The sequence below is a fragment of the Streptomyces sp. NPDC053367 genome (assembly GCF_044545925.1).
Classification (GTDB): Bacteria; Actinomycetota; Actinomycetes; order Streptomycetales; family Streptomycetaceae; genus Streptomyces.
This window is the reverse complement of the sequence record NZ_JBITYN010000031.1, coordinates 1-1,097: the sequence shown is the minus strand read 5'-3', so window position 1 is coordinate 1,097 and position 1,097 is coordinate 1. Positions and strand designations below refer to the sequence as shown.

The window sequence follows — 1,097 nt, the reverse complement described above, 5'->3', positions numbered from 1 at the left end:
CCCATCGAGCCGGTGTACGGGCCGGACGCGCTGGAGGGCTGGGACCCGGCGGAGAAGCTGGGTGAGCCGGGCGCGTATCCGTTCACGCGCGGTGTGTATCCGTCGATGTACACGGGGCGTCCGTGGACGATGCGGCAGTACGCCGGTTTCGGTACGGCGTCGGAGTCGAACGCCCGTTACAAGCAGCTGATCGCGAACGGCACGATGGGTCTGTCGGTGGCGTTCGACCTGCCCACGCAGATGGGCCACGACTCCGACGCGCCGATCGCGTCGGGTGAGGTCGGCAAGGTGGGTGTGGCGATCGACTCGGTCGACGACATGCGGGTGCTGTTCGGCGGGATCCCGCTGGACAAGGTGTCGACGTCGATGACGATCAACGCCCCCGCGGCGCTGCTCCTGCTGCTGTACCAGCTGGTCGCGGAGGAGCAGGGCGTCGGCGCGGACAAGCTGACGGGCACGATCCAGAACGACGTGCTGAAGGAGTACATCGCGCGCGGGACGTACATCTTCCCGCCGAAGCCGTCGCTGCGGCTGATCGCGGACATCTTCAAATACTGCCGGGCCGAGATCCCGAAGTGGAACACGATCTCCATCTCCGGCTACCACATGGCGGAGGCGGGTGCCTCGCCCGCGCAGGAGATCGCGTTCACCCTCGCCGACGGCATCGAGTACGTGCGCACCGCGGTCGCGGCCGGTATGGACGTCGACGACTTCGCGCCCCGGCTGTCGTTCTTCTTCGTGGCGCGTACGACGATCCTGGAGGAGGTCGCCAAGTTCCGTGCGGCGCGGCGGATCTGGGCGAGGGTGATGCGTGAGGAGTTCGGCGCGAAGAACCCCAAGTCGATGATGCTGCGCTTCCACACGCAGACGGCGGGTGTGCAGCTGACCGCGCAGCAGCCGGAGGTCAACCTGGTGCGTGTGGCGGTCCAGGGCCTCGCGGCGGTCCTCGGCGGCACGCAGTCGCTGCACACGAACTCCTTCGACGAGGCGATCGCGCTGCCGACGGACAAGTCGGCCCGTCTCGCGCTGCGCACCCAGCAGGTGCTGGCCTACGAGACGGACGTGACGGCGACGGTCGACCCGTTCGCGGGCAGTTA

General features: G+C 68.1%; 1 protein-coding gene. It reads left to right on the top strand.

Features of this window, described 5'->3' with window-relative positions:
- On the top strand, positions 1-1,097 hold a 1,097-nt coding region (locus ACIGXJ_RS36995), incomplete at both ends, for a methylmalonyl-CoA mutase (protein ID WP_399655294.1).